We start from the raw sequence: 23,910 nt of genomic DNA on the forward strand, positions 1-23,910 counted from the left end.
AGCTGAGAGCTGACCGCCCCCCGAGCCGTCTCCCCCCGCGAGGCGGCTCGTCACTTCAACGGAGCCTTCCCTATGGACCTGTTTTTCCAGACCCTCCTCAACGGCCTGCTGCAAAGCGGCATCTACGCGCTCGTCGCGTCGGGGCTGGCGCTGGCGGTCGGCGTGGTCGGGATCGTGAACTTCGCGCACGGCGAGTTCCTGATGATCGGCGCTTTCCTCGCCTGGGGCCTGAGCACCTACCTGGGTGTCGATCCCCTGCTCTCGCTGCCGCTGGCCGCCGCCTCGGTCTTCGCGGTCGGGGCGCTGACCTACCGGGTGAGCATCCGGCACGTGCTGCTGGCCCCCGAACTCAACCAGATGCTTCTGACCTTCGGGCTGGGCATCTTGCTACAAAACCTCGCGCTGATGCTACTGGGCGGCAACACGCGCACGGTCACCACGACGTACCAGGGCAGTTCGATCAGCCTCGGGGAACTCAGCGTCGGCGGGCCCAAGCTCATCGCGTTCGGGTTCGCGGTGGCGATCCTGGCCGGGCTGTACGCGGTGCTGTACCGCACGACCCTGGGGCGGCAGATGCGGGCGGTGGCGCAGAATCGCCGGGGCTCGCAGCTCATCGGGATCAACGTGGACCGGGTGTATCTCATCGCCTTCGGGGTGTCGTGCGGGCTGGCGGCGGTGGCGGGCGTCCTCGTCGCCGTGCTGCTCTTCGCCTCGCCGACGGTGGGGCTGGTGTTCGCCCTCAAGGCCTTTGCGATTATCGTCATGGCGGGGCTGGGCAACCTGACGGGCGTGCTGTGGGCTTCGGTGGTCCTCGGCGTGTCCGAGGCGCTGGTGCAGACCTACGTGCCGGGCGGCGGCGGGTGGAGCGACGCGGTGTTCTTCCTGCTGATCTTCGCCACGCTGGTCTTCCGCTCGTTCCGGGGGGCCAGGTGAGCCGCGTGATCGAGGCCACCCGGACGGTCAGCCGCCGACCCGACTTCACCGGGCGGGCGTTCGTGCCGCTGGCCCTCTTCTTTCTGCTCGCGCTCGCCTTCCCCTTCCTGCCGCTGGGGGCGCGGGCGGAGTACCTGCTTCAGATCGCCTTTTTTACCGTCGTGGCGGGCGTCCTGGCGCTGTCGTGGGACATCCTGGCACGCAGCGGTCAGGTCAGCCTCGCGCACGCCGCCTTCTACGGGCTGGGGGCGTACGGCTTCGCGCTGCTGAGCAAGGCCGTGCCCTGGTTCCTGGCGATGCCCCTCGCGGCCCTGATCGCCGGGCTGGTCAGCTTGATCCTGGGCGCGGTGACGATGCGCCTGAGCGGGATGTACTTCGCCATCGCCACGCTCGCCTTCACGGAGGTCGTGCGGACGGTCATCCAGAACCTGCCCGAGTCGGTGGCGGGCGGCGCGAACGGGCTGCTCGTCCCGGCGCTGCTGGGTGGGAATGCGCGGGCGCAGTACTTCCTGGCCCTCGCCGTCCTGCTCCTTACCGCCCTGGTGAGCCTCGCGGTGCGCTTCACCCGGCTGCACCACGCCTTCGCCGCGATCCGGCAGGGGGAGGAGACGGCGCGGGTCCTTGGCGTCAGCATCGTGCGGTACAAGCTGCTCGCCTTTTTCATCTCCTCGTTCCTGGCGGCGCTGGGCGGGGTGCTCTTCGCCGGGAAGACCTTTTTCATCAACCCCCTGGAGACCTTCAGCCTCGCCAACTCCATCGCGCCGCTCACGACGAGCATCTTCGGCGGGCTCTACACCACCCTCGGGCCGATCCTGGGGGCGACGGTGCTGCGGGTGGCCGAGGAAATCCTGCACAACTACATCAAGAATGGCTACCTCGTCGTGTACGGGCTGGTGCTGATGCTCTCGATCCTGTGGCTGCCGCGCGGGTTGATGGGGCTGTTCAGGAAGGGGAAGCGGGGGGGGGAGTTGTGACAGCGGTCAGCTTTCAGCCGTCAGCGGTCAGCCAGAAGGAAGTCGTGTTGCGGGCCGAGGGGCTGAGCAAGCGGTTCGGGGGCCTTCTGGCCGTGCAGAACGTCAGCTTCAGCCAGTACGTGGGCGAGATTTTGGCGGTGATCGGGCCGAACGGGGCGGGCAAGACGACGCTGCTCAACCTGCTCTCGGGCGTGTACCGGCCCTCCTCGGGGCGGCTGCACCTGCTCGGGCGGGACGTGACGCAGGAGAGCATGGAGGCGCGCTGCCACGCGGGGCTGGGCCGCGCCTTCCAGATCGTGCGGCCCTTTCCCGAGATGACGGTCCACGAGAACGTGACGGTCGGGGCGCTGTTCGGCAAGCGGGGGACGACGCTGCCGGGGGCGCGCGAGCGGGCTTACGACCTGCTGGAACGCACCGGGCTCGCCGCGCACGCGGACAAGGCGGCGCACGAACTCACCCTACTTCAGGACAAGCGGCTGGAGGTGGCCCGCGCCCTCGCCACCCAGCCCCGCGTCCTGCTGCTCGACGAGGTGATGGCCGGACTCCGCCCCGCCGAGGCGCAGGAGGCCGTCGCCCTCGTTCGGAGCGTGCGCGACAGCGGGGTCAGCGTCCTCTTCATCGAACACATCATGCCCGTGGTGCGCGACCTCGCCGACCGGGTGGTCGTGATGGACCAGGGGCAGGTGCTGGCGGAGGGCACCTACCGCGAGGTGACGGCGAATCCGCAGGTGGTCGCCGCCTACCTGGGCACCGAGGAGGGACTGCACGCATGACGGCGACCCAGGCGAATTCGACAACTCCGCGGACCCAGGGCCAGGAACTCGTCATCGAGAACCTGACGGCCGGGTACGGCAAGGTGCAGGTGCTGTGGGGGGTGAGCCTGCGGGTCGAACCCGGCGAGTTCGTCGCCGTGATCGGGGCGAACGGGGCAGGCAAGACGACCACCCTGCGCGCGGTGAGCGGGGTGGTGAGGCCCACGGGCGGGCGCATCCTCCTCGGCGGGCAGGACATCACCCGCGCCACGCCGAGCGGCATCGTCGGTCTGGGGCTGGGGCACGTGCCCGAGGGCCGCGAACTCTTCCCGCTGATGACCGTGCGCGAGAACCTCGAACTCGGGGCGGCGATGCGTGCCGAGGCGCGGGCCGCACAGCCGCAGACGCTGGAGCACGTCTACACCCTCTTTCCCCGGTTGCGCGAACGGCAGGGGCAACTGGCGGGCACCCTATCTGGCGGCGAGCAGCAGATGGTCGCGGTGGGCCGCGCGCTGATGGCCCGCCCGAGCGTCCTGGTGGTGGACGAGCCCTCCCTGGGTCTCTCGCCGCTGATGACCCAGACGGTCTTCGAGGCGCTGAAGGCCGTCAACCAGGAGGGCGTGAGCGTCCTACTCGTCGAACAGAACGTCGGCCTGAGCCTCAAGCTCGCTGGCCGCGCCTATGTGCTTGAAAACGGGCAGGTGGTGAACACGGGAACGGGGGCGGCGCTGCTGGCGGACCCGAAGGTGCGGGAGGCGTACCTGGCGCTGTGAGAGACCTGTCAAGCCCCGGGGGCTGTCGGGCGAGTTCGGAATGAGCGGCCGTGGGAGAGGGCGTGGGACATGACACCCGCGCCCTTCTCCTGTCCTTCAGCACACGACCTCGAAGGAGGGGGCTCGCCGTATTCCCACTCATTTCGGCCAGAGTCGTCAAGGGATACCAGCGAGCCTCACTGACCCCCATAGTGTGAAGAACTTAACGAAGCAATTTGCTGTAGAGTCAACAAGACCAGCCGGGACGGGAAGCCGAACACACCTCATGACAGGGGTGAGGGGGAGGTCGTCGGCTATTTGATTGCTCGGCCTGGTCGGAAGTCTGACCAGTCGGCGGCAGCGGAAGGGAAACCTATGATTGTGATTTTGGGGGCAGGACCGGCAGGTCTGAGTGCGGCGTATCATCTGGAGCGCGAGTATGTCGTGCTGGAGAAAAATGAGACACCCGGCGGGCTGTGCCGTTCGTTCGAGCTGGGGGGCCTGACCTTCGATTTGGGGGGGCACGCTTTTTTTACGAGGCACGAGCCTGTGCGCGAATTACTGTGGAACCTGCTGGATGGGGCCGTTTACACCCAGCCACGCTCCGCCTGGGTGCACTCGCACGGCGCGGTCGTCCCCTATCCGTTTCAGGCCAACCTGCACGGCCTCCCGCACGAGATCGTGCACGACTGCCTGCTGGGTCTGCATGAGGCGGCGCGGCAGGGCGAGCCGGGCGAGGCGACCAACCTGCTGAGCTGGATCGGGGCGACCTTCGGGTCAGGCATCGCGCGGCACTTCATGGTGCCTTACAACGAGAAGGTCTGGGCCCATCCCCTCGACGACATCTACCCGGAGTGGACGGGACAACGGATCGTCCGCCCGGACTTTGCCGAAGTGCTCGACGGGGCCCTGCGGCGCCGGGACTTCACGTCCTTCGACAACGCCCAGGTCAGCTACCCGTTGCGGGGCGGCTTCGAGGGCTTCTTTACGCCCCTGGTCGAGGCCGTCAGGCCCAACCTCCGTCACGAGGCGGCGCTGGAACTCGACCTGGAGGCACGCCGCGTGCACACCGACCAGGGCCGGACATACGAGTACGAGGGGCTCGTCTCCACCATCCCGCTCACGGCACTTGTGAGATCGACGCGGCAGGTTCCACCCAAGGTCCAAGAGGCGGCGGATCGGCTGCGGCACAACTCGCTGCACCTGGTGAATCTGGTATTCGGCCGTCCTGCCATGACCGAGATGCAGCGGCTGTACTCCGCCGACCCCCGCGACCCTTTCCACAAGCTCGTGTTCAACGCCAATTCCACCCCCCGGCCTGGCGGGGCCCCGGGCTTTTCCGTCCAGGCGGAAGTGTCGTTTTCGGCCCACAAGCCGGTGGACCGTGAGGGCCTGTTTGAGCGGGTGCTGGACTCGTTGACCCGCATGAACGTGATCGGCGCCGGAGAGCGGCCGACCGCCAGCTCGGTGGTCACCCTCCCCCTGGCGTACCCGGTGTACGACCACGCCTGGGCAGACGCGCGCCGGACCATCCTTGACCACTACGCCGCCCACGACGTGCATTGCGTAGGCCGTTTCGGTGAATGGCTCTACATCAACTCCGACGGTGCGGTGCACCGGGCGATGAACGTGGCGCGGCGGCTCTCGGAGAACCCGGTATCCACGGGTTTCCAGGCCTAGCCGGACAAGGCGTACGCAACCGTGTCGCTCTCGGGAGAAGGAACGTAGGGGGAAGGTCTCGGTCTTCCAGTAAAGCCGAACTTCCGCGACTCACCCCCTGAGCCCCGCCAGAAGGTCAGCCCTTCCTCCTCCAGGGTTGTGCCACGAAGTGACCCCCTGCCCCTCGCCCTGCTCGCACTTGCCGCCTGTGCTCCGAGGCAGACGGCCCATACCCTGCGCGCTGATGGCCCGCCCGAGCGTCCTGGTGGTGGACGAGCCCTCCCTGGGTCTCTCGCCGCTGATGACCCAGACGGTCTTCGAAGCGCTGAAGGCCGTCAACCAGGAGGGCGTGAGCGTCCTGCTCGTCGAACAGAACGTCGGCCTGAGTCTCAAGCTCGCTGGCCGCGCCTATGTCCTTGAAAACGGGCAGGTGGTGAATACGGGAACGGGGGCGGCGCTGCTGGCGGACCCGAAGGTGCGGGAGGCGTACCTGGCGCTGTAGAGCGAGGGGCAGAGGGCGAAGGGCGTGGGACGTGGCACTCCCGCGCCCTTGGCCGTAGGAGGGGTCTCCTCCGTGCAGTCGGAGGGCGCCGGGGAAGGGTAACCTCTGCGAGAAGACCCGGAAACCGTCAGGCCGACTTCCCTCCTCCCGACCAAGGTGGTGCCATGAAACGACTCCTGCTCCTCGCCCTGCTCGCGCTCGCGGCCTGCGCCCCGAGGCAGACGGCCCACACCCCGCGCCCGGACGCCGTGCCCTTTACCCGCTACGTGGCGGTGGGTGACAGCATCACCGCCGGGTTCCAGTCGGGCGGGCTGACGGCGGCGTCGCAGCGGGCGGCCTACCCCCGGCTGCTGGGCGAGCGGGCGGGACTGAACGTCCCCATGCCCGAGGTGCGGGACCCGGGCTGTCCCCCCCCGGTGGGCGTGACGGGGCAGAGGAACTGCGCGTTGCGCCAGCCCGGCGTCGTGTCCCCGGTGGTGGCCGTGCCCGGCGCGAAGGTGGGTGACGTTCTGCGCAGCACCGACACGCGGGTGACCGACCCCGACCCGCAACTCTACGACGCCGACCTCTACCGGGCCATCCTGGGCCCCGGCACCACCCAGCTCGAAGCGGCGCTGGCCCGCCGTCCCCTCTTCGTCACCGTGTGGATCGGCAACAACGACGTGCTCCTGCCCACCCTGCGCGGACGGCCCGACCAGTCCACGCCACTGGAGAGCTTCCGCGCCGACTACACGGCGTTGGTGAACCGGCTGCTGGCGGGGGGCGCCCGTTACCTCGTCTTGATGACGGTACCGGACGTGACGCGGGTGCCCGCACTGATCTCGGTGCAGCGGCTTCGACTCGCCGGGCTGGTGGACGACAGTTGCCGGGGGCAGGACGTGTCCTTCGGCAGCGTCATCGTGGCGCGGGCCAGCCGGGAAAACCCCCTCTCCTGCACTTCCCCCGAGGCGCTGACCGGCGCCGAGTACGCGCAGTCGCAACGCATTGTGGAGGGCTACAACGCCGCCATCCGCGAGATCGCCGCCGCCCGCAGGGTCCCCGTCTTCGACGTGACGCGGGTGCTCGACACGCTGCCGAAACCTCCCCTGATCCCCACCGCGTCCTCCCCCTTCGGGCGGTCGTTCAGCCTCGACGGCGTGCATCCAAGCAGCTTCGCGCACGAGCGTTTTGCCCGGGAACTGGCTGTGTTCATGAATGGGCAGTTCGGGACGGATTTGGACACGCGGCGTTGAGGCCCGACCTCGTTTTTGACGGTAGGGCGCCGAAGGAGGGAACCCGCCGTCATTCCATACCGGGTTCCCAGGCGTCCTCGACGGTGGAGATGACAGGCGAGAGAAAAGGATCAGGGTGATCTATGAGTCGTCCTCGTGCCATCACCTTGATGGTGAAATCATCGTTGCCTCGTTCCGAGTCGCGCCAGTCCATCACGCCATAGGAGCCGGGCGCCTCTGACGCCACGGAGACGAGCAGGTCATCTAACTCTGGACCGTAGGACCCCCTGCGGTTGAGGTTGCCGTGGACGAACAGAAAGTACGTCCCGTTCATGGGCCGGACTTCTGCGGAGGCGGAGGACTCCCAGCCCAATCTCCGGATACGTTCCCGGAGGCGCGCCACGATGCCCCACATCTTTTGATCGTCTATCTCAGAGGTTGAATCCCGAAGCGCGAACCATCCGTGAAATTCGAACACCCCTACCCCCCCGTCAGGAACCGCGCCGTCTCCCGGTACAGCATCTCCACCGCCTCCAGCGAGTCGAAGGTGTGATTGGCGCCGGGGATAGCCACCGCATCGCAGCCGAGGGCCTGGGCATAGCGGACCCCGAAGGCGGGGGGGCACACCTGGTCGGCGTCGCCGTGGAAGACGCGGGCCACGCCGCCCCAGCGGGTAGCCGCCTCCAGGGGACGCAGGCGCGGCATCTCCAGCAGAAACTCGCGCCCGACGGGCCAGCCGCCGTAGTCGAGGATCACGGGCGGGGCGTAGCCGCCGCGCAGGAGGGGCAGCCACAGCTCGGGCAGGGCGGGGGCCCACAGGGCGAGGCGGTGGGGCCGCACCCGCTCGGCGGCGAGGGCCGCGACGAGACCGCCCATCGAGAAGCCCAGCAGCATCACCCGCTCGGGGTCGAGCAGGGGCAGGCCGCGCACGTAGTCGAAGGCCGCCTCCACGTCCTCGACCTCGCGGGCAACGGTCATCTCGTTGAATTCGCCCTCGGACTCTCCGCTGCCCCGGAAGTCGAAGCGCAGGGACGCCACGCCCCGGGCCGCGAGAAAGCGCGAGAGCAGGGGCAGCAGGCGGTGGTCGCCGCCCCGGTTGCCGGTGAAGCCGTGCAGGATGACGGCGGCAGGCCACCCCGGCGCGGGCCGCTCGCCTTCGGGGACGTGGACCATGCCGTAGACGCGCTGGGCGCCCACCTTGAACTGCGCGAACTGTTCCATGCGGGGATGATGGCAGAGGGCCGGGGGGAAGTGGCGCGCGTGAGAGGACGGGCACGAGAGGCCTAACCTCCGCTCAAAGTACGCCTGTTCCCTCCCGCCTACACTGCCCGGAAAGGAGGCGACATGACCGAGCCGCAGCACGTGACCGACCCGCAGGAGGCCGCCCAACTGCTCGCCGAGAAGATCAGGGGGGTGCGCTTCGCCACGTTCACGACCGTCTCGCAGGACGGCAGCCTGCACGGGCGCCCGATGGCGACCCAGGAGGCCGAGTTCGACGGTGACCTGTGGTTTTTCACCTACCGCGACAGCCACAAGGTCACCGACATTCAGGCCAACCGGCAGGTCCACCTGGGCTACAACAACCCCGACAAGAACCTGTGGGTCGATGTGTCGGGCACCGCCGAGCAGGTGGACGACCGGGAAAAGATGCGCGATCTGTGGAAGCCGCCCCTCAAGGCCTTTTTCCCCGATGGCGTGGACGACCCCAACCTGACCCTGATCAAGGTCACGCCGCAGCGGGCCGAATACTGGGACGGCCCGGCCAGCGGCATCGGCAAGGTCGTGGCGTTCGCCCGGACGCTCGCCAGCGGCGGCAAGACGCCCCCCGGCAAGGACGTGAAGCTCGACTTGGAGGGAAACGGCTAAGGGTCGAGGAGCCAGAAAGTCGAGGGGTCCAGGAAGATGATTTGCCTGGACCCCTCGACCTCTAGCGCGTTTGACAAAAGAACAGTTGTCAGCCTGAGCGAGGCGAAGGGTCCATTCCCGGGAAGACGGGATGCCTCGCTTCGCTCAGCATGACACCCGGTGGTGTGTCAAATGCTCTAGCAGCGCCCTCAGGGCGTCAGCCGGTGCCGGTCGCGCGGGAAGGCGCGGGCATAGCGCACGTTGGCGATGCCCAGCAGCTTCGCCGTCAGCCGCTCGGCCCCGATGGCAAAGCCGCCGTGGGGGGGCATCCCGTATTTGAAGACCTCGGTGTAGCCCGTCAGAGATTCGGGGTTGAGTTTATAGGACGCGATGGAGTCCATCAGCATCGCGTGGTCGTGGATGCGCTGCCCGCCCGAGGTGATCTCGATGCCGCGGAAGAGCAGGTCGAAGCCGCGTGTGATCTCCGGGTTGACCGTGCCGTCCGCGTTCAACTCGGGGTGGGCGTAGAAGGGCCGGGCGGCGCGCGGGTACTTCGTCACGAACACGAAGTCGGTGCCCTCTTCCTCCGCGTAGTGCTGGCTCAGCAGGCGCTCGGCCTCCGGGTCGAGGTCCTTGCCGCCGACCGGGTGGCCGTACTTTTCGGTGACGAGCTTGCGCGCGTCCATCAGGGTGATGCGGGGAATGCGGGCGGGCACGTCGGGAATGGTCGCGCCGAGAAGCTGGAACTCAGCCTGGGCGCGTTCCCTCAGCCGGGTCATGATCGCCCCGAGGAGGCGGGTTTCGAGGTCCATCACGTCCTCCTCGGACTCGATGAAGCCCATCTCCACATCCAGGCTGAGGTACTCGTTGAGGTGGCGGCTCGTCGCGTGCTCCTCGGCGCGGTAGACGGGCGCGACCTCGAAGACGCGCTCGAAGACGCCCACCATGATCTGCTTGTAGAGCTGCGGGCTCTGGGCGAGGTACGCCGGGTGCCCGAAGTAGTCGATGGGAAAGAGGTTCGCCCCGCCCTCCGCCCCCGCCGAGACGATCTTGGGCGTGCTGATCTCGGTGAAGCCCTCCGCGGTCAGGTGGTCGCGGAAGGCCGCCACGAGTTCGGCCTGAACCTTGAGGGCCGCGCGCTCCTTGAGCCCCCGCACGGTGACGACCCGGTAGTCGAGCATCGTCTCCGGGTTGACGTTCCACTCCATCTTGGGAATCTCGACGGGCGGGGGCTCGACCGCGGCGGTCAGGACGCGCAGGCTCTCGACCTGGACCTCGAAGCCGCCGGGGGCCTTGGGGTGGGCCTTCACCTTGCCCACGACCTCGATGCTGCTCTCGGGGAGGGGCAGGCTCAGGCCGCTGCCGACGCACTGGGCCACGCCGCTCCGGTCGCGCAGGACCAGAAACTGCACGCCCCCCAGGTCGCGGCGGGCGTGCAGGAAGCCTTGCAGCCGGACGGTCTGGCCCTCATGCCCGGGCAGCTCGCGGGTGAGGGTGCGCTGGAGGTGGACGGCAGGTTCGGTGGTCACGGTCGGGCTCCTTTGGACGGGATGGATCGGGCGGCGCTTCAACAAGCTGTGCTTCAAAAAAAGGCCCCGACTCCGTGGGGAAGTCGGGGGCGCGGCGCGGCGGCGAGGGCGTCCCCTAGCGGGGATCGTCCTTCACGTTGTTCGCCAGCACAGCGTTCGCGTGGGCCGCGGTCATGCCGGCAAGTGTAGCGGGGGCACCGTCGACAGGTCAACGCGGGCGGCTAGGCAGGGCCGGGGGGTCTGGGCTCCCCCGGCCCTCAACCCGCACCGACGCTCTTCACGGTGTAGCGCACGTGCCGCTCCCCGACCTCCACCTCGAAGGCCTCGCCGACCTGCCGTCCCAGCAGGGCCTTGCCGACCGGGCTGTCCTCGCTGACCTGGGTCACGCCTTCCGTGAGGGCCGTCACCTCGACCGCGCTCACGAGCTGGACCTGCATCTCCCGGCCCTGGTCCTCGTCGCGCAACACGGCGACCGAGCCGATACCGACCTTGCCCTCCTCTCCGGGAAGCGTCTCGACGATCACCGCGCGCGCGAGCACGTCTTCGAGCTCGAAGATGCGGGCGTCCATGCTGGGGAGATCGATCTGGGACGCCTCCAGGTTGCGGTCCTCGATGTCGCCGGTGTCGTCACGCAGGGCCGCGATGGTCTCGGTGGCGGCCTCTCGGCGCTCGCGTTCCTTTTGCAACGTCTCTTCCAGGCGCCGGTACCCCTCCGCCGTCATGGGAATCTGTTCTGCCATATGTCCCTCCTGTGGGTGGCCCTCCCCGTGGCCGGGAAGAGAGACGGAGCGCGGCCCCTGCCGGATTGCACCCGGAGCGGGGGCGCCGCCGACCGCCACTGCCGGTCCAATCTGACCCGCCGCAGGGACAACCCCAGGGAAGAAATTGACCAAGGTCGCTTTACAAAGCGGGGCGGCAAGGCCACCCCTCCCCGAGACCGGGCGTGGGCCAACGAACGTTGCAGGAGTCCTCATCGGCGGGGACTTGGCCGTCCGCTCTAATTCGTGGCGACACGGCCCCGGCACCGGGCGCCTTTTCGAGGAGGAAGCTCATGACCGACCCCACCGACCGCGACCCCACCACCGACATCGACCCCGAGCTGAATGCCCGGCTGGACGACGACGCCACCGTGACCGGCGAGGACCTCGACCGGGACGACCGCGAGCCGACCGACGCCGAGCTGCGCCCGGTGGGCGGCGCCAGCGTGACGGGCGCGGAGACGATGGACTTCTCGCTGCCGGAGGACGACGACCCGGCGAACCAGGACACCCAGTCGAACGCCGAGCTGATCCGGGACGTGACCGAGACCGAGGAGGACTTTCCGCGCTCGGGCGACGTCACGGGCGGCAAGCGCGACAGCGGCGGCGACGACGCGCTCGCGGGGGCGGGGGTCGCCTACGACGACGGCATCGACCCTGCCCTGCGCAGCGAGATGCTCGACAACGCGGTGGCCTACGGGGTCGATTTCGCTCCCGGCAACGTCAACGACGAGCCCAGCTTCGACGACGGCACGCCCGCGAGCTTTTCCGACTTCAGCGTGATCACCGCCGACAACGCGGAGGGCACCACCCGCCTCGCCGACCCCAGCCAGGACGCGGGCGGCGAGACCAAGGGCCCCCGCGTGGGCGGCTCGGGCGGCATCGACGGCGGCCCTCCCCGCACCCGGCCCCTGCCCGGCACGGACGAGGACCAGTAACACGCCGACAGGTAGGGGGGACGGGACCTCCCTCGTCCCCTTTCCGTGCTCACCCTTACCGACCGTCCAGACGGTATGCTGGCATCATGACCCGGACCCGCAATCCCGAACTGACCCGCGCGGCGCTGCTGGAGGCAGCGGGAAGGGTGCTCCAGACGCAGGGGGCGGCGCTCTCCCTGGACGCGGTGGCGCGCGAGGCGGGGGTGAGCAAGGGGGGGCTCTTGCATCACTACCCCGGCCGGGAGGCCCTGCTGTCGGCGCTGGCGCTGGAACTGACCGAGCGGTTCCGGGCCCGCGTCGAGGCGGCGCGGGCGCGTGAGGTCGCCCTCTCAGGGAAGAGGCCGGGGGCGTGGCTGCGCGCGTACATCGAGGTGAGCCTCACGCCCGCCGCCGGGGAGGACGCATTGATCGCCGCGCTCGCGCCGCTGGCCGGACACCCGGAGCTGATCAAGCGGCTGCGGGAGGCCCAGGCCTTCGTACTGACCGGGGCGGAGGCGGACGGCCTGCCCCCGGCGCGCGCCCACGCGGTTCGCCTCGCCTGCGACGCGCTGTGCCTGGGGCCGCTGACGGGGCTGCCGGACCTGGACACGGGGCGGCGGGCGGCGCTGCGAGAGGAGTTGCTGGCATGGACGCGGACGTGAGCACGGCGCCCTCCCCCGCCCCGTCCGGACACCTCGACCCCGGCCCCGGCTGGCAGCGGCGGTTCTGGGCAATCTTCACCGGGCAGGCCCTCAGCCTGACGGGCTCGGCGATGACCCAGTTCGTGCTGCTGTGGTGGATCACCGACACGACGGGTAGCGTGGGAGCGCTGGCGACGGCCGGGATGGCGGCGCTGCTCCCGCAGGCGCTCCTGGGGCCGCTGGGGGGCACCTTCGCCGACCGCTCCAGCCGCCGCCTCCTGATGATCGCGGCGGACACGGTGAGTGCGCTGTGCATGCTCGTGTTGATCGCCCTTTTCGCCACGGGGCGGGTCGAGCTGTGGCACGTCTACACGATGATGTTCGTGCGCTCGTCGATGCAGGCCTTCCAGGGCCCGGCGGCGGCGGCGAGCACGGCGATGCTCGTTCCGGCGAATTTCCTGCCCCGGGCGGCGGGCCTGAACCAGACCCTGATGGGGGTCATGACGGTGGCCGCCGCGCCGCTCGGCGCCCTCGCCATCAGTGTGCTGCCGCTGGGCGCGGCGCTGGGGATCGACGTGGCGACGGCTTTGATCGGCATCCTCCCCCTGCTGGTCTTCCGGGTGCCGCAGCGGCGCCTCCCGCGCGGGGAACGGGCGGGCGTCTGGGCCGAGTTCCGGGAAGGCGTGCGGCTGGTGTGGCGTCACCCCGGGCTGCGGCAGCTCTACGGGGTGATGGCGGCCGTCGTGCTGGTGATCATGCCGACCTTCACGCTGACCCCGCTGCTCGTCAAGGAACACTTCGGGGGCGGCGCGGGGCAGGTCGCCCTGATGGAGGGCCTCTCGGGCGTCGGGATGATCGCGGGCGGGCTCGCCGTGACCCTGCTCGCTCCCCGGCGGCGGGTGGCGACCGTTCTGGTGGCCTTCGCGCTGTCGTGCCTCGCGGTGGCCCTCACCGCCCTGGCGCCGGGGAATGCCTTCTGGCTCGCGGTCGTGTGGTGGGTGGTGAGCGGCGTGACCTTCAGCTACGGCAACGCGCCCATGACCACCGTCCTCCAGACCGTGATCCCGAACCAGCTCCAGGGCCGCGCGCTGTCGCTGCTCTCCACCGTCATGGGGCTGGCCGGGCCGGTCGGGCTGGCGCTGGCGGGCCCGCTGGGGGAGTGGCTCGGCGTGCGCGGGCTGTTCGTGGCCGCTGGGGTGCTCTCGGCGCTGGCGAGCCTGGCGGGCTTCCTCTCCCCCGCCCTGCTGCGGCTGGAGGGGACGGCGGCGGACGCGACCCGGGACGGGTCCCCGGTCCTGCCCCCGCCCGTTCGTCAGACCGGGGGGCGCGGGGGAGGCTGAGGGCGGAGATCACACCCAAACGCAGCGGCGGCCCCCTGGGTCGCAGAGGTGCCGCCGCCGGGTCTGGGGCTTACTTCAACATGGACTTGCCGTCGAGGCTCGACGGGAGGGCCTGAAGGCTCTGGGCCGCGACCGCATCGGCGGCGGCCTTCACCTCGGCGAGGAGCTCGGGGGTCACCACGGCGTCGATCCGGCCTCCCACGTTCGCGTCGGAATTGATCTGCACGAAGGCGACCCGGGCGGCCTGCGTGCCCGCCTTCCCGGCGCCGGAAAGCACGGCACGCCCCTGCGCGTTGGTCGAGACCTTGCCGTCGGTGTCGATCATCTCCACCCGGTTGGCCTCGCTGGCAGGGTCACCCAGGAGGGCCACCAGTTGGGGCCCGGAGCTGGCGACCTGCGAATAGATCAGGCCGAAATCGAAGGCATTGACGTTGATGCTGGTGCAACCCGCGTCTGCACAGGGGGCGTTCTGACCCGCCCCGCCGTTCTTGGCCGCCGCTGCCGACTGCCCGCGCTCGGAGATGACCAACACCCCCGACGTGTAGGAGCCGTCGGGCAGCTTGGCTGTCCAAACCCAGTCACCGCGGTACGGGGTGCGCGTGTCGGTCGACTCCGTGGCCGAGGCGTCGGGGTTATAGGGGTAGGTGGTGCTCCCGCCGCCACCACCCACTTTATTTCCACCGCAAGCCACGAGACCGAGGATCAGGGCACCTGCGACAAGCATTTGTTTCACGTTGTTTCCTCCTGGGTTGGGATGGCCCAGAGTAAGCCCGACCGGCCATGATCAACGGATGTTCACGGCGGCCCGGCCCGGCCTCACCTCTGGGTAGGCACCACCGTCGGCAGACGAAGGAGCGACTGGGGGCTGACCTGTTGGACGGTGACCGCCGCCGCTGCCTCGCGGGCCTGCGCGAAGGCGGCGGTCCGGGGCACACCGAAAATGTCGTCGCCCGGCGTACTGTCCATCTGCACGAAGGCTGCCCTGACCGTCTGCCCGGGCTGCCCGGTGACCTCCACCCACGTCCCCGGCCCGGCGATCACAGGGTTGTTCTGGGCGTTCAAGCTCACCTTGGAGTCGCTATCGATGATGGCGAGCCGATTCGTCGGCGGCTTGGTGGTGCTGTTCTGATCGACGTACACGGCGCCGAGCTGGGCCGTGCCGTTCCCGGTGTAGGTGTTGATGACCCCGTAGCTCGCGTCGTACTGAACGGCACAGATGTCGTCGCGGCAGAGGTACCCCAGGCCGACTCCGCCGTTTTTGGCCCGGTCCGTCGGTGCTCCGCGGTCCTTGATGCTGACGACTCCCAGGCGCTCGGAGCCGTCGGGCAGCTTCGCCACCCAGGCCCAGTCGCCCAGGTAGGGCACGCGCGTATCGGTGGACTCCTCCGCACTCGGGGCGGGGTTGTAGGGGTAGGTGCCGGTGCCGCTGGGCGGGGGATCAACCTTGGTCTGACTCGGCCCGCAGGCCACCAATCCAAGTCCAAGGACCAGAACACCGGCAAGAGTAGCTTGTTTCAACATCGTTCCTCCTTTGTTGGAATGACTTAGGCTACCGACCGCGCGTCGTGAGCAGCCGTTGATCATGGGCTCACGCTGCTCAAAAAATCTTCATCCTCTACAATTCTGCCGCCCCATGAGGGCCCTCCAACCTCCGGTGGGCAGGCAGTGGGGCAGGCCCAGGCGCGCCGAGGCGGATGGGGCCCGACTGCCGGGTGCGCAGGGCTCTATCCTCGGCTCATGAGTGGCCCTCTGTCCGCCGAACTCCACGTCGCCACCCGTCTCGCCCTGGAGGCCGGGGAGCTGCTGCGCGCGCACCTGCGCCGGGGGCTCACCGTTGAGCACAAGACGGGTGCCGACGACCCGGTGACCGCCGCCGACCGCGAGGCTTCGGAGTTGATCCTGCGCGGCCTGCGCGCCGCCTTTGCGGAAGACGGCCTGCTCAGTGAGGAGGCCGCCGACAGCCCCGCGCGGCTCGGCCTGGGGCGCGTGTGGATCGTGGACCCCATCGACGGCACCAAAGAGTTCACGACGGGCAGCCCCGACTTCGCCGTCAGCATCGGCCTCGCGGTGGAGGGGGAGCCTGTGCTCGGCGTGGTGTACGCGCCCGCCACCGACGAACTCTTCGCGGGGGTCGTGGGCGGCGGCGTGACGAACAACGGCCAGGCCGCGGGCTTCAGCAGCCGGAGCGACTACGTGGTGAGCGTGTCGGACACCGAGTTCCGGCGCGAGCTGCACCGCCACGACCTGCCCGGGATGGCGCCGAGCGGCTCCATCGCCCTGAAACTCGCGCGGATCGCGGCGGGCGAGGCGGACGTGACCTTTACGATGAGCCCGCGCTCGGAGTGGGACATCGCGGCCGGACACGCCCTCGTGCGCGCGTCGGGCGGCGACGTGCGGCGGCGCGACGGGCGGCCCATCCGGTACAACCTCGCCCGGCCCCACGTCGAGCAGGGGCTCCTGGGAGGACGACCCGACGCGCTCGACTGGCTGGAGGGCGAACTCGCCGCGCGGAAGCTCCCCACCGCCCACCTCGGCCTGACCGACGGGGACCCCGCCTGGAGTGTGCTCACGGCGGGGGACCGGACCGCCCTCGCCGGACATCCCGGCGTTTTCGTGCGGCACGCGGGGGGGCGTCCGCTCGCGCTGCTCGTCGTGGGGGAGGGGGGCGCGGTCGAGCGGGCCGAGGGGGACGCCTTTCACCTCGAGCGGCTGACCCGGGACGTGACGCGGGCGCTGGGGACCCTCGGGACGGCTCCGGTGGGAACGGGGAGGGTAGACTGACGCGCATGGGGGCGGAGGACACGGGCATCGGGTGGGGCCGCGTCACCCTCAAACCGGTGCCCGAGTTCAGCCCCGCCGAGTGGAGCACCCTCTACCGCTTCTTCCGCGACCGCGAACTCGCCGACTGGAACGACGCGAGGCCCATCCGGCTCCCCGAGTGGCTCTTTCGCCGGGTCATGCTGGAGGAGGAGGCCACGGGCGAGCGCGCGGGCTTCGGCGTCCTGGGTGAACGTGGCGAATTGATCGGCAGCGCGGAATTGTACGACCTGCGCCCCCCGCCGCCCACCCCCCCGACCCTCGCCACCCTGGGGGTGATGATCGGCGTGCGGGCGCTGTGGGGCCAGGGCTACGGGCGCGAGGCGGTCATGGCGCTTCTCGCCTGGGCCTTTGCCGGGGATCAGGACGTGGGGCAGCAGGGGCGGGCGAGACCCGTGCCGCTCGCGCGCGTGCGCCTGACCACCTTCGGCCACAACCGCCGCGCCCAGCGGGCCTTTGTGGCGTGTGGCTTCCGCGAGGTGGGGCGCACGTCCACGCCGACCCGCACCGACGTTCACATGGAGATCACGAGAGGAGAGTGGCTGGATGCGCGTGCTGGTGCCTGACCGACCCGAGTTCCGCGAGGTGCGGGTGGAGAACACGGAACTGAGCTTCTACTCCCGCGAGCAGGCTCCGCCCGAGAACGCCGAGGGGCTGGTGCTGTGGTTCGCCTCCCCCGAGCTGCGCCGCGAGTTGCTGGGTCGGCCCGGGTTGCGCTGGGTCCTGACCCTCACGGCGGGCATCGAGCATGTGGCGGGTGATCTGCCGCCGGGGGTTACCCTCTACAACGCCCACCGCCTGCACGACCGCGCCGTCGCCGTCCACACCGCCGCCGGAATGCTGGCCGCCGCCCGGGCCCTGCACCGCTTCCGTGACGCGGGGCGGGAGGGGCGCTGGGCGACGACGATGGACCTCGGAACACTGGACGGGAAGAGGGTGGTGATCTGGGGCTACGGGCACATCGGCAGGCTGCTGGAGGAGTTGCTGACCCCGTTCGGGGCCCGTGTGACCGGCATTCGCTCGCGCACCCCCGAGGCCGAGCGTGACGCGGCGCTCTCGGAGGCCGACTGGGTGGTCCTCCTCCTGCCGAGCACCCCGGAGACGAAGGGCCTCGTGAACGCGGAGGTGCTGGCCCGCCTCAAGCCCGGCGCGTGGATCAGCAACCAGGGACGCGGCAACCTGATCGACACGGGCGCCCTGCTCGACGGGCTGAACTCGGGCCACCTCGGCGGCGCGGTCCTCGACGTGACCGACCCCGAGCCGCTGCCGGAGGGGCACCCCCTGTGGGCGCAGGAAAACGTCATCATCACGCCGCACATCGCCAGCACGACCGCCGATCTCGTCGCGCGGGGGGCGGAGTACACCCGGGCTTTTCTCTCGGAGATGGCGGCCGGGCGCGAGCCGGAGGGGCGGGTGGAGGCGGGGCAGGCGTACTGAGGTTCGGTCGCCCAGGCCCTGAAAACAGGACCGCCCGTGCTTGGGCCTGTCGCACGGGCGGTCGAGGTTCAGGGCTTCAAGATGGGACGGCGACCCGCTGCCCGTCCGCCGCCACCGGCAACGCCCGCGCGTGGTCCGCGATCAGGCCTCCGCCCAGCAGCCGCGTCCCGGCGTACAGCACCGCGCTCTGGCCCGGCGCGACGGCGAACTGGGGCTCCTCGAACCGCAGCTCGAAGCCCTGCTCGTCGGCGTGGACGACGGTCGCCCGCACGGGCTTCGTCCGGTAGCGCACCTGCACCTCCACCTCGCGCGGCAACTCGGCGAGGTCGAGGAGGTAGTTCGTCCCTTCCGCCCGCAGCCCGTTCCACAAACAGTCCTCGTAGTCGCCCACCCAGACGGTGTTGGTCCCCGGGTCGAGGTGGACGACGTGGCGGACGCGGTGCGACCGGTACAGGCCCAGGCCCTTTTTCTGCCCCAGCGTGTAGAACTGGGTGCCCAGGTGCTCGCCGACGACCTCGCCGGTCCCGATCTCGCGGATGAACCCCTGGCTCTGCGGCAACTGCTCGGCCACGTAGTCCTGCACCTTGCCGGGCACGAAGCAGATGTTCTGGCTTTCCGGCTTGCGGGCGGTCAGCAGGCCGCGTTCCTCGGCGATCTCACGTACGCGCGGCTTTTCCAGCTCACCCACCGGGAAGAGGATGAAGGGCAGGGCGTCACGCGGCGTGCCCCACAGGAAATAGGTCTGGTCCTTGCGGGGATCGTCGCCCCGGTGGAACTGGACCTCGCCCCCCGCCGTCTCCACCCGCTTGACGTAATGCCCGGTCGCCACGTAGCGGCAGCCCAGCAGCTTCGCCTTCCTCACCAGCTCGTCGAACTTGACCCGCGTGTTGCAGTTCACGCAGGGATTGGGCGTGCGGCCCCGCGCGTACTCCTCGATGAAGGGGCCCACGATGTGCCGCTGGAACTGCTCGCGGTAGTCGAGGAGGTAGAAGGGCACCCCGACCTGCTCGGCCACCCGCCGCGCCTCGTAGGCGGCGTCCGGCGAGCAGCAGGTATCGAAGGTCGAGGCCCGCTTGTCGTCCGGCCAGAAGCGCATCATCGCCCCGACGACCTGATAGCCCGCGTCCCTCAGGAGCGCCGCCGAGACGCTGGAATCGACCCCGCCCGACATCGCACACAGAACGCGCTCACCCGTCATACGGCGGGGAGCTTAGCAGGCGGGAGGGGGGAAGACCGTGAGTCAGGAGAGAAGCGTGGGCCCCGCCTCTCACCCACCCCGGGAGGTCAGAAGCTGGCGCCGCCCCCCACCCGCACGCCCTGGTAATAGGCGTACGCGGCGCTGTAGCACGCGGGGCGGGTATACCAGCTCTTCGCCGCGCAGACCGTCTTCATGTTGGCGTAAAAGGCGTCGTCGGTGGCGAGGCGGTTGGCGGAGGTGCGCTCGTACACCTTGAGGTTGCGGTAGCCGAAGTCGTGGACGTTGCAGGTGGGGCGGAAGTCCTCGCGGTAACCCAGGCCCAGGCCGTCGGGGGCGCTGCACCCGTCGCGCGTCCAGTCGAGGCCGGGGTAGACGCTGTTCACGCCCGCCTGATTGGCGTACTCCGCGTTGTAGGCGGGCACCGTGCCCCACGCGATCCGCTTGACGTACGCGAGGCGGTCGCCCGCGAGGTCGAGGCCGGAGATCAGCGGCGCCTGCGGGCGCTCGAAGGTGGCGGGCCGCTCCCCGTACGCCTCCTGCAACGCGGCGAGCAGGCCGGGATCGTTCCCGTACCGCGCGAGGATCGCCTGGCTCTCCACATCCTGCAACTCGGGACGGGAGGCGTAGCTCGCCGTCAGGGTGCCCTGCGCGGTGGGGGGAGTGGAGGCGCCCGGTGTCTGCCCGCAGGCGGCGAGGGTCAGGGCGAGGGCAACGGCAGCAAACGGGGTAAGCTTCATGCGCGTCTCCTGGGGGACGCGGGTCCGGCGCCGGAACGTCCCGCCCGAGCCGCCCCCACGTTGGGTTGAGATGACGTGCACATCCTACATGAGAAAGAGGCTGAGGGAACATGAAAAACCGCCCACCCACGGGGGCAGGCGGTCCGGCGGACGCGGAACCTACTTCCGGGCGGCCTCGATCAGGGCAGGAACGATCTGGTTCACGTCCCCGACGATGCCGTAGTCGGCGACCTTGAAGATGGGCGCCTCGGCGTCCTTGTTGATGGCGACGATGTACCTGCTCTTGCCCATGCCGCTGAGGTGCTGCACGGCGCCGCTGACCCCCAGCGCGACGTAGGCCTTGGGCTGTACCGTCTTGCCCGTCTGCCCGACCTGCTCGGCGTAGGGGCGCCAGCCCGCGTCCACGACGGCACGGGTGGCCCCCACGCCCGCGCCCAGGCGGTCGGCCAGCCCCTCCACGTACAGGCTGAAGTTCTCGGGGTTGCCCACCCCGCGCCCGCCCGTCACGATCACGTCCGCCTCGGTGAGCGCCACGCGGCTCGTCTTCTCGACGCTGCGGCCCGTCACCTCGACCCGCGCGGCGGGGAGGTCGAGTTCCACGTCGTACTGCTCTCCGGCGGCGGCCAGCGGGGCGGCGGGGGCAAACGCACCGGGCTTGACGCTCACGACGACGACCGGACCCTCGGCCTCGACGGTCTCCGTCACCCGGGCGAGGTAGGTGTACCGCTGCGCCTGGAGGGCCGTGCCCGTGCTCGCCAGGTGGATCGCGTCTTCCAGGTAGGGCGCGTCGAGCTTCACGGCGACGCGGGGCGCGTACTCCCGGCCCGAGCGGCTGCCGCCGATGATGACGGTATGTGCTTCCCCCTCCTGCGCGATCTGCGCGGCGGCGGCGGCCCACAACTCGGCGTTGTAGGTGGCGAGCGCGGGAAGGTCGGCCACCAGCACCTGATCGGCCACGGCGGCGGCGGCGTTGGCGATCTCCGCGGTCCCCTGCCCGAGGACGAGGACGGTGACGGGTCCCTCGCGGCCCGACTCCCGGGCGGCGGTGACCATTTCAAGCGTGGACTTGGCGAGCTTGCCGCCCGCGTATTCGGCGACGATCAGGATCATGTCAGCACCTTCCAGGGGTGGAGAGACACGGTGTTCTCTCGTAAGAAGCGGAGGGACCGTCCCCGAAGCGTCAGGCCAGGACCTTCGCTTCGTTCCGCAGGAGGTCGAGGAGCTGTTCGGCGGCGGCCTGCGGGTCCTTGCCGTCGATCATGCGGTTCAGGCGGGCGCGGGTTTGAATCTCGGCGTTCACCACCCGCACGGTCGGCTGCACGCCGTAGGTGGCGAGGTCGTCCTTGCGGAGTTCCTTGCGCTTGGCCTTCATGATGTTGGGCAGGGTCGGGTAACGCGGCTCGTTGAGGCCCTGCTGGGTGGTCACGACGGCGGGGAGGGAGGCGCGGAAGCTCTCGTTGCCGTCGTCCACGTCGTGACGGCCCGTGAGACGGTCGCCCTCCAGTTGCAGCTCGTTCGTCCAGGTGAGCTGCGGCCACCCGAGCCGTTCGGCGGTCGCGGCCCCAAGCGCCTGGCTGTCCCAGTCGGCCTCCTGCCCGCCGACGAGGATCAATCCCGCCCCCTCCGCCTGCGCCACCTGCGCGACGATCCGGCTCAGAGCGATGGGGTCGAGCAACTCGCCCGTTTCGATGTGGATGGCACGGTCCACGCCCATCGCCAGGGCCGTCCGCAGGGCGTCCTCCACCCGCTTGGGTCCGACGGCGAGCGCCACGATCTCCTCCACGCCCCCGCCGCCCTCGCGCAGCCGCAGGGCTTCTTCCACGCCGTACTCGTCCATGCCGTCGATCACGAGGGTCGTGCCCTCCAGATCGACGCTTCCGGCATTGATTTTGACGCGGGCCTCCGCGTCGGGCACTTGCCTGACCAAAGTGAGAATCTTCATGGGGCCTCCGCAGGAGTGAATCCGGAGCTGCCGCCTTGTCGGCCTGGCCCGCTCCGGCAGCGTCAAGAATTGAACCGGGTGTAAGTTTAGCAGGCGGCGCGGGCAGGCGCCAAGGTCGCTCCCCTGGCAGCGCCCCCCATGTTCCCCGTGCCCGGACGGCCCGTCCGGAGGCGGCAGGCGACCATCCGCACACCCCCACCGGGTTCCCCCGACCTGACGCCCGTCTGTCCGGTTCATAAAGTCGCCACGAAACACATGAGGGCGCCCGCTCATCTTAGGCGCTCAGGCTACGGGCGAGATGAACAAGCTTCTTGCACTCACGATCAGCGCCGGGCTCGCCACGGCGGGCGCGCAAACCTTAGGGGCCGGTTTCAGCACGGGCAGCGGTCTCGAACTCGGGCTCACCGGCGGGTACGCTGGCGGCCTGAGCGGCGAGGTCTTCGTCCACGCGCCCAACCTCGCGGGTCCCTTCGGGATCAAGGCGGGGGCAAGCTACTCGCGCCCCAACGACGCGATCAACGACAACAGCGACCTGGGGGTGGGCACCTTTGCCAGCTACAAGGCGAACGGCGCCACGGAGTACGGCAGCCACACGGTCTTCGGTGTGGACGGCACCTACAGCGTGGGCGAGCTGACCCCTGGCGTCGGCGCGACCCTGTACGCGGGTGGGCGCTACGGCCTCTTCCGCTCGACCGAGGATTACGGGGCCTCCGGCAGCACGACCTACTCCAGCAACGCCTTCGGCATCGGCGCGGGCGTGATGGTGAGCTACGCGCTGGCCGGAAACCTCAGCCTGGTGGGCGACCTGGGCGTGGACCAGTTCTTCAGGTCTGCCATCAGCACCGGCTCGGATACCTTCCAGACGGGCGAGGCGGGCTACAACGACATCAGCAACCGCTTCGTCCGCCCCGGCACCGTCTTCAAGGCCCGCATCGGCATCAAGACCAATTTCTGAGCCTCGCCACCTGAACCCTCACCCCTCGCGGGTGGGGGTTTTTCACCGCCCCGCCTCCAGCAGCGCCTGAAGTTGCGAAAAGGCCGCCACCACGCGCGGAAAACCCAGGTAGGGGGCGCACAGCAGCAGGGCCTCACGCACCTCGCGCTCGGTGGCCCCGGCCCGCAGGGCGCCGCGCAGGTGCGTCCGCAGTTCGGTCGGGCTGCCCAAGCTGACGAGCAGGGCGCAGGCGATCAGCTCCTTGGTCTTCAGGTCCAGGCCGGGCCGCTCGTACACCGTGTCGTAGGCGAAGTCGCGCACGTAGCTCATCAGGTCCGGGTCGAGGGCCGCCAGCCGCGCGAGGATGCGCTCCTCCTGCGCCCCGAAGATCGCCTGGCGCGCCGACCCGTGCGTCTCCCCTTCCCCCGGCCCGTCCCTGTCGTCGTCCGTCATGGGCGGCAGCGTAACAGGCCCCCGCTCCGGGCGTGCGGAGACGGGGGCCTGCCGGGGGGTTGGGGCCTACTTCTTGATGGCCCTGAGCACGGCGGGCGTGAGGTCGGTCGTCGCCGTGTTGGCGAAGACGACGAGGTTCGACTGGGCGGCGACGCGGCGGTCGAGGACCACGGTGAAGCCGCTCGCCTTGGCGACGTTCGCCACAGTCGTGTTGATCCGGCCCGCCAGGGGCTTGAACTCAGTGTTCAGGCGCTGCTGGTGGCTTTGCTGGGTGCTCAGGAAGTCGCGCTGGGCCCGCTGGGCGGCCTGAATGTCGGCCGGGCTGCGCGAACTGTTCGCCTTGGCGACGAGCCCCTGGAGACTCGCCTGCTTGCGCTGGATGTCGGCGTCCACCCGCTTGGTGAGGCTGAGGTACGCGGCGCTGCCGGGCAGGGCGGCGACGACCTGCTGCACGTCCACGATGCCGACGCGGGCACGGGTCTGCGCGGCGTGCGGCACGGTGGCGATCAAGGCCAGGGGCAGGATCAGGAGGGCGGGTTTCATCAGGATCGGGCTCCTCTCGGCGGGGGAGGGCGGGGG

At 69.8% G+C, this 23,910-nt stretch carries 27 protein-coding genes; 15 read left to right on the forward strand and 12 right to left on the reverse strand.

From position 1 onward, the window contains the following. Window positions 1-72 precede the first annotated feature (72 nt). From IC605_RS02545 to IC605_RS02575, 7 genes are all read left to right on the forward strand, one after another. A complete protein-coding gene (locus tag IC605_RS02545; protein WP_216318432.1) occupies window positions 73-933 on the forward strand; it encodes a branched-chain amino acid ABC transporter permease in 861 nt (286 codons plus the stop codon). Continuing rightward, window positions 930-1,907, forward strand: a complete 978-nt coding sequence (locus IC605_RS02550; RefSeq protein ID WP_216318435.1) for a branched-chain amino acid ABC transporter permease — start codon at window positions 930-932, stop codon at window positions 1,905-1,907. Before IC605_RS02545 ends, IC605_RS02550 begins: the two co-directional genes overlap by 4 nt. 44 nt (window positions 1,908-1,951) lie before the next feature. Next, window positions 1,952-2,680 carry an ABC transporter ATP-binding protein gene (locus IC605_RS02555; protein ID WP_343216480.1) on the forward strand — a complete coding sequence of 243 codons (729 nt, stop codon included), beginning with the start codon at window positions 1,952-1,954 and terminating at the stop codon, window positions 2,678-2,680. After that, a complete protein-coding gene (locus tag IC605_RS02560) occupies window positions 2,677-3,432 on the forward strand; it encodes an ABC transporter ATP-binding protein (RefSeq protein ID WP_216318442.1) in 756 nt (251 codons plus the stop codon). Before IC605_RS02555 ends, IC605_RS02560 begins: the two co-directional genes overlap by 4 nt. Before the next feature lie 354 nt (window positions 3,433-3,786). Beyond that, window positions 3,787-5,091 carry a protoporphyrinogen/coproporphyrinogen oxidase gene (locus IC605_RS02565; RefSeq protein WP_216318445.1) on the forward strand — a complete coding sequence of 435 codons (1,305 nt, stop codon included), beginning with the start codon at window positions 3,787-3,789 and terminating at the stop codon, window positions 5,089-5,091. A gap of 223 nt (window positions 5,092-5,314) precedes the next feature. Next, entirely contained in the window at window positions 5,315-5,572 is a 258-nt protein-coding gene (locus IC605_RS02570) for an ATP-binding cassette domain-containing protein (protein WP_246580255.1), read from the forward strand. A 164-nt stretch (window positions 5,573-5,736) separates the two neighbouring features. Further along, the gene (locus IC605_RS02575) at window positions 5,737-6,804 is read left to right on the forward strand and encodes a GDSL-type esterase/lipase family protein (RefSeq protein ID WP_216318448.1); all 1,068 of its coding nucleotides are present in this window, start codon (window positions 5,737-5,739) and stop codon (window positions 6,802-6,804) included. A gap of 49 nt (window positions 6,805-6,853) precedes the next feature. Here IC605_RS02575 and IC605_RS02580 read toward each other — a convergent pair whose 3' ends face one another. Together IC605_RS02580 and IC605_RS02585 are read right to left on the reverse strand one after the other, a co-directional pair. Beyond that, a complete protein-coding gene (locus IC605_RS02580) occupies window positions 6,854-7,261 on the reverse strand; it encodes an Imm7 family immunity protein (protein WP_216318451.1) in 408 nt (135 codons plus the stop codon). Window positions 7,262-7,263: 2 nt separating this feature from the next. Continuing rightward, window positions 7,264-8,004, reverse strand: a complete 741-nt coding sequence (locus tag IC605_RS02585; protein WP_216318455.1) for an alpha/beta hydrolase — start codon at window positions 8,002-8,004, stop codon at window positions 7,264-7,266. A gap of 123 nt (window positions 8,005-8,127) precedes the next feature. On the opposite strand from IC605_RS02585, the gene IC605_RS02590 reads away from it, so the two are divergent. Continuing rightward, window positions 8,128-8,649 (forward strand): pyridoxamine 5'-phosphate oxidase family protein, encoded by a 522-nt coding sequence (locus tag IC605_RS02590; protein ID WP_216318458.1) that lies wholly within the window; start codon window positions 8,128-8,130, stop codon window positions 8,647-8,649. A gap of 188 nt (window positions 8,650-8,837) precedes the next feature. Here IC605_RS02590 and aspS read toward each other — a convergent pair whose 3' ends face one another. Both aspS and IC605_RS02600 read right to left on the reverse strand, forming a co-directional pair. Continuing rightward, complete coding sequence (gene aspS / locus IC605_RS02595; RefSeq protein WP_216318461.1) at window positions 8,838-10,157, reverse strand: aspartate--tRNA(Asn) ligase; 1,320 nt, start codon at window positions 10,155-10,157, stop codon at window positions 8,838-8,840. A 257-nt stretch (window positions 10,158-10,414) separates the two neighbouring features. Next, window positions 10,415-10,897 (reverse strand): GreA/GreB family elongation factor, encoded by a 483-nt coding sequence (locus tag IC605_RS02600; protein WP_216318464.1) that lies wholly within the window; start codon window positions 10,895-10,897, stop codon window positions 10,415-10,417. 311 nt (window positions 10,898-11,208) lie between these two features. Between IC605_RS02600 and IC605_RS02605 the strand changes: the two genes are divergently transcribed. From IC605_RS02605 to IC605_RS02615, 3 genes are all read left to right on the forward strand, one after another. Continuing rightward, window positions 11,209-11,853 (forward strand): hypothetical protein, encoded by a 645-nt coding sequence (locus IC605_RS02605; protein ID WP_216318468.1) that lies wholly within the window; start codon window positions 11,209-11,211, stop codon window positions 11,851-11,853. Between the two features lie 86 nt (window positions 11,854-11,939). Then, window positions 11,940-12,494 carry a TetR/AcrR family transcriptional regulator gene (locus IC605_RS02610; RefSeq protein ID WP_216318471.1) on the forward strand — a complete coding sequence of 185 codons (555 nt, stop codon included), beginning with the start codon at window positions 11,940-11,942 and terminating at the stop codon, window positions 12,492-12,494. Beyond that, window positions 12,479-13,813, forward strand: coding sequence for an MFS transporter (locus IC605_RS02615; protein ID WP_216318474.1), 1,335 nt, complete (start codon window positions 12,479-12,481; stop codon window positions 13,811-13,813). The genes IC605_RS02610 and IC605_RS02615 overlap by 16 nt, the downstream gene beginning before the upstream one ends. A gap of 70 nt (window positions 13,814-13,883) precedes the next feature. Here the strand turns inward: IC605_RS02615 and IC605_RS02620 are convergent, their stop codons facing one another. Together IC605_RS02620 and IC605_RS02625 are read right to left on the reverse strand one after the other, a co-directional pair. Next, window positions 13,884-14,546 (reverse strand): hypothetical protein, encoded by a 663-nt coding sequence (locus tag IC605_RS02620; protein ID WP_216318478.1) that lies wholly within the window; start codon window positions 14,544-14,546, stop codon window positions 13,884-13,886. An 83-nt stretch (window positions 14,547-14,629) separates the two neighbouring features. After that, window positions 14,630-15,334: a hypothetical protein gene (locus IC605_RS02625; protein WP_216318481.1), complete on the reverse strand. Its 705-nt coding sequence runs from the start codon at window positions 15,332-15,334 to the stop codon at window positions 14,630-14,632. A gap of 216 nt (window positions 15,335-15,550) precedes the next feature. Between IC605_RS02625 and IC605_RS02630 the strand changes: the two genes are divergently transcribed. The 3 genes from IC605_RS02630 to IC605_RS02640 are packed head-to-tail and all read left to right on the forward strand — an operon-like array spanning window position 15,551 to window position 18,067. Beyond that, complete coding sequence (locus IC605_RS02630) at window positions 15,551-16,594, forward strand: 3'(2'),5'-bisphosphate nucleotidase CysQ (protein WP_216318484.1); 1,044 nt, start codon at window positions 15,551-15,553, stop codon at window positions 16,592-16,594. Between the two features lie 5 nt (window positions 16,595-16,599). Continuing rightward, entirely contained in the window at window positions 16,600-17,196 is a 597-nt protein-coding gene (locus IC605_RS02635) for a GNAT family N-acetyltransferase (RefSeq protein WP_216318487.1), read from the forward strand. Beyond that, entirely contained in the window at window positions 17,177-18,067 is an 891-nt protein-coding gene (locus IC605_RS02640) for an NAD(P)-dependent oxidoreductase (protein ID WP_216318490.1), read from the forward strand. Before IC605_RS02635 ends, IC605_RS02640 begins: the two co-directional genes overlap by 20 nt. Window positions 18,068-18,143: 76 nt before the next feature. Here IC605_RS02640 and mnmA read toward each other — a convergent pair whose 3' ends face one another. The 4 genes from mnmA to IC605_RS02660 form a co-directional block, all read right to left on the reverse strand. Then, window positions 18,144-19,265: a tRNA 2-thiouridine(34) synthase MnmA gene (gene mnmA / locus IC605_RS02645; RefSeq protein WP_216318493.1), complete on the reverse strand. Its 1,122-nt coding sequence runs from the start codon at window positions 19,263-19,265 to the stop codon at window positions 18,144-18,146. 86 nt (window positions 19,266-19,351) lie between these two features. Further along, a complete protein-coding gene (locus tag IC605_RS02650) occupies window positions 19,352-20,002 on the reverse strand; it encodes a phospholipase A2 (protein WP_216318497.1) in 651 nt (216 codons plus the stop codon). A gap of 159 nt (window positions 20,003-20,161) precedes the next feature. Beyond that, entirely contained in the window at window positions 20,162-21,112 is a 951-nt protein-coding gene (locus IC605_RS02655) for an electron transfer flavoprotein subunit alpha/FixB family protein (RefSeq protein WP_216318500.1), read from the reverse strand. A 70-nt stretch (window positions 21,113-21,182) separates the two neighbouring features. Next, window positions 21,183-21,944 carry an electron transfer flavoprotein subunit beta/FixA family protein gene (locus tag IC605_RS02660; RefSeq protein ID WP_216318503.1) on the reverse strand — a complete coding sequence of 254 codons (762 nt, stop codon included), beginning with the start codon at window positions 21,942-21,944 and terminating at the stop codon, window positions 21,183-21,185. A 298-nt stretch (window positions 21,945-22,242) separates the two neighbouring features. Here IC605_RS02660 and IC605_RS02665 point away from each other — a divergent pair, with 298 nt between their 5' ends. Then, complete coding sequence (locus tag IC605_RS02665) at window positions 22,243-22,899, forward strand: hypothetical protein (protein WP_216318507.1); 657 nt, start codon at window positions 22,243-22,245, stop codon at window positions 22,897-22,899. Window positions 22,900-22,941: 42 nt separating this feature from the next. On the opposite strand, the gene IC605_RS02670 is transcribed toward IC605_RS02665, so the two are convergent. Continuing rightward, window positions 22,942-23,331, reverse strand: a complete 390-nt coding sequence (locus IC605_RS02670; RefSeq protein ID WP_216318510.1) for a carboxymuconolactone decarboxylase family protein — start codon at window positions 23,329-23,331, stop codon at window positions 22,942-22,944. A gap of 66 nt (window positions 23,332-23,397) precedes the next feature. Continuing rightward, window positions 23,398-23,874, reverse strand: coding sequence for an OmpH/Skp family outer membrane protein (locus tag IC605_RS02675; protein WP_216318513.1), 477 nt, complete (start codon window positions 23,872-23,874; stop codon window positions 23,398-23,400). Between the last annotated feature and the right edge of the window lie 36 nt (window positions 23,875-23,910).

Origin of the sequence: Deinococcus aestuarii (genome assembly GCF_018863415.1) — a bacterium.
GTDB classification, from domain to species: Bacteria; Deinococcota; Deinococci; order Deinococcales; family Deinococcaceae; genus Deinococcus; species Deinococcus aestuarii.